Origin of the sequence: Bradyrhizobium sp. SRL28 (assembly GCF_018596315.1) — a bacterium.
GTDB lineage: Bacteria > Pseudomonadota > Alphaproteobacteria > Rhizobiales > Xanthobacteraceae > Bradyrhizobium.
In genome coordinates this window covers 1-3324 of sequence record NZ_JAHEAG010000122.1, presented here as the reverse complement: position 1 = coordinate 3324, position 3324 = coordinate 1, and the positions used below count along the sequence as shown (strand labels likewise).

2 protein-coding genes are annotated in these 3324 nt (G+C 55.8%); both read right to left on the bottom strand.

Features of this window, described 5'->3' with window-relative positions:
• Positions 1-480: 480 nt before the first annotated feature.
• Positions 481-900 carry a hypothetical protein gene (locus KIP88_RS45385; RefSeq protein WP_249791557.1) on the bottom strand — a complete coding sequence of 140 codons (420 nt, stop codon included), beginning with the start codon at positions 898-900 and terminating at the stop codon, positions 481-483.
• A 967-nt stretch (positions 901-1867) separates the two neighbouring features.
• Positions 1868-2209: a hypothetical protein gene (locus KIP88_RS48090; RefSeq protein WP_283848598.1), complete on the bottom strand. Its 342-nt coding sequence runs from the start codon at positions 2207-2209 to the stop codon at positions 1868-1870.
• Between the last annotated feature and the right edge of the window lie 1115 nt (positions 2210-3324).

Here is a 3324-nt window from a genome sequence, read left to right as displayed (position 1 = left end):
CTGTTCAAGGAAGCTGCAATTCCCGAAACTAATCGACCGAGGGGATCCGCCATTGCGGCCTGAACGACACGTCCCAAATTCGATTGCCACCGTTCGGAGAAGATTGAACGCGGCGCTCGTGTCCACATTATCTCGATGCCCTTGTTGCATCGGGCCAATCTCACGTCGAAGTCGGTGAAAATTATGACGCAGTAGGACTAGATGGAAGGTGATAGCAGTTGTGGTGCGTCCGCAGCTCGGCCGATCACCTCAATGGTCAAGTGCGATCTCGAGATATTGGATTACGTTGGCGTCGCAGCCCGTCAAAGAGCAGGGCATGCCCCAATAGCGTTAAATACGTGCCGCTAATTCAATTCATAAGGGAACGCGCCTGAAGCTCCATCGCATTCACAAAAACGTTCACGCGTATGGACCAGCTGCGCAACTCGTGGCCTGTTCGTTGGCACTGCTCGTCTCAGCGCCGTTCCTGTTGAACCACTCTCATCCGCTATCTTTCGCGTGAGGAGTGTTGTGTCCCAAGCCGAAGTCAGGAAATCTCGTGACGAGCGCGGTTTTCAGAAACTGGATATGCCTGATAGTGACTTCCAGCTCGTTCAACCGCCTCTGCCCTTCCGCTATTTCGTTACCAAGCAAATTCTGATAATGGTTGTCTTCCGGATCGCGCGTAAGATATTCATCGGAATCATTGCCCAATGTTACTGCTGAGCGCGCCAACGCTTCAGCGATGCGCGATTTTAGGCCAGCTTGCTCGGCCATTGCGCCTTCCAGAGCATCCTCTATCGAACGAAAAATGGACGTAGCACGGGCACGATCACTTTCGGTATCGCGGCTACTCGATCTGGCCTTGAAATAGACAACGCTGCGCGCCTTTAGTAATCGTTGAAACATCTTCTTCTCCATGCATGGTCCGAAGTTGGCACCGAATCGTCACAGCCATTACCATGAATGCAAACGTTGGGCCCAACCGGAGTGGACGATGCCAGACCCCGCGCAATAGGCCAACGCTTCCACCGCGTTCCGCCTATGATCACTGTGCTGCATCCGCGGCGTCGGTGCCGTAACGATGCCGGTCCTCTTGGTCAGCAAAGTGCGGGACCAATGAGATCGGCGTGAGTACGATGTGCTCGCCACGCAGACTGAAACGTTAGCAACCTTCTGCGTTAGCAAGGCTTTGGGCGTAAGTCGGACTCCCAAGCAATCGGCCGACAATATCGACTTGATGCCGCCACGGCGACTGTCACCGCATTGGTCGGGCGGCCTGGCATCGCTGCAAGCTTAAGGCGTCGGGACGAGATGAGGGGCAGCCGACTTGCGGCGAAGCGGCCAAGAACCAGCCGAAACGGGCCATAGTCGTCACTGAAGGTCTCTATGCCACGGGAGCCGTCCACATGTGCGATCCAGCCTCAAGAGGATCGCTGCATAGGAATCAAGGCACGGTCAGATCCGGTGTTCTCCGTCGCGACTCTACGAGATCCTATCCGATCTACATGAAGTCATCCTCGTACGAGCACGTGGCGGGACTAGCTGCACTCGCGGCGTTACTGCTCTTACCACCCTCAGCTTTGGAGAGATATAGGGGAGGTTTGTTTGCACGCTGCCATGTGTTCTTTATCCAAATGTCGGAATGCTAGCTAGGGTCAAGTACCATGTTGTCCTTGTCAACCTCAACAAACCCCATCTTCGCTGCACGGGCTTTTGAGTCTTGATTGGCAGCTCGCCAACTGAGCAGCGGTCGTTCGCCGTCGAGCCGAAGTGGGTACTCCAACAGAATATCACCTGCATTCTCGACAAGCGGATGAGTAATCTGAAGATCTACAATAGATGTGATTTCAGTTCGCCCAGGAAGCGCCACTTGTCGCCTTCGAACTCAGTCATGCTGAATCCGCCCTTCCGTTCTTAGAAGTCCGACACTCTGCTTTCCTAATTGATAGCTGAAATATCGCGCGCGCTCGGTATCTCTAGTTGTGCCGTATTTCTCGGCGACCTGAGCGGTGCGCTTGGCTTTTTCGGATACGAAATCCGAGTACTCTTGTGGATTAGCGGCGATGTGCTTGATTTCATCGTCATAAAAGCGCTTCGCTTCTCTCCTGAATGAAGACGTGTCGATCTCCACCACTGGAGGTCTGGGAACGAGGGAATACAACGGTGTTGCCGCCGAAGATGAGCCACCGTCAGAATCCGGTGCGGCTAAGTGCATCTCGGCGAACATGTCCGCGAACCTGTGGCTGTCCGCATCAATTTGCTCGGCGCTAGTTGCTGACGGTCTCGTTTCGTCAGCCTCGCCGGGGGGAGTGTATGGAATATCGGACGAGTCACCGATTGGCTATACATGGCGTTCCGTGCTCCTATGGGATAGTGTTTCGCACTGAGTTCAGGCTGGGCAGGCCCGGCGGGCTTGATAGTCAGCCAGGCTGACGCCGGCGTTAGTCGTCTGCGCGCCCTCTTACGGAAGGATCTGTCCGGCAGAAGAAGTGCTCGCGCGCATGATGGCGTACGAGTGCAAGCGGATTATTGACACAGTGCGCCCGATGAAGAGTTGATCGGCCCGGATCTCTGTTCCCAGGAGAGAAGGCCGTGTCCCCCCGAGTGACCGACGTAGGCTGCGCCAACGTACTGGATCGGAAATGGCGGCGACATAGGTCTCCTACCTTTCAATTCAAAAGGCAGATTGTCATTTGCCGCCTCCCGCTTCGCCTCCGCCAAATCGCTTGCGGCCATCTCTCGGACCAATGTGTACGGTTTCGCTTGGAATCTACGCGCCTGTCTCGCACTTTCTGCATGGCTTCAGGAGTTGTAGGCGCCGCGGCGCCGATGCCGACGTGATCGCCAACTATCCGACTGCGCTTGCGGCGAAGTTGCTGGGCGCTTCGACCATTGCTGCGCTCGGTCTTGGCGATCGCGTCGAGACCCGCCTGATCCAAGCCTCGCCGGCCGGCGAGCAATATCACCGGTATTTGATGTTGCGACAACGCTCGCGTCCAAACGGCTTTCGCTCTCGTCGAAGCTGCGGAAGTAGCGCGAAAGAGGAAACTTGGATTATGGATGTATCCATCGTGTGCATCTGTTCTATCAGAACAATCGACTGGACGGTTCGACCGGTACTCCGATGTCCTCGGATTTGGAGGACTGCACAAGTGGAACGAGGTTGTGATGGGCCGCGGCAGTATCAAGGTAGGACTGTAATTCTTCTAAAGAACCCGCCTGCGCCACAGCGGCCCGAGTCTCGGCTCGCTCGCGTAACAAGGTATAGCATCATAGCGGCGAAGCCCAATGAGTAGCTCTGGAAAGGCCAACCGCTCCTCGCCTTGGCGTGGCACGGTGGGG

Bases quoted from the DNA above. Each gene is read 5' to 3' on its own strand.
- KIP88_RS48090 (WP_283848598.1), bottom strand. From the start codon at position 2,209: ATGTTCGCCGAGATGCACTTAGCCGCACCGGATTCTGACGGTGGCTCA.
- KIP88_RS45385 (WP_249791557.1), bottom strand. From the start codon at position 900: ATGGAGAAGAAGATGTTTCAACGATTACTAAAGGCGCGCAGCGTTGTC.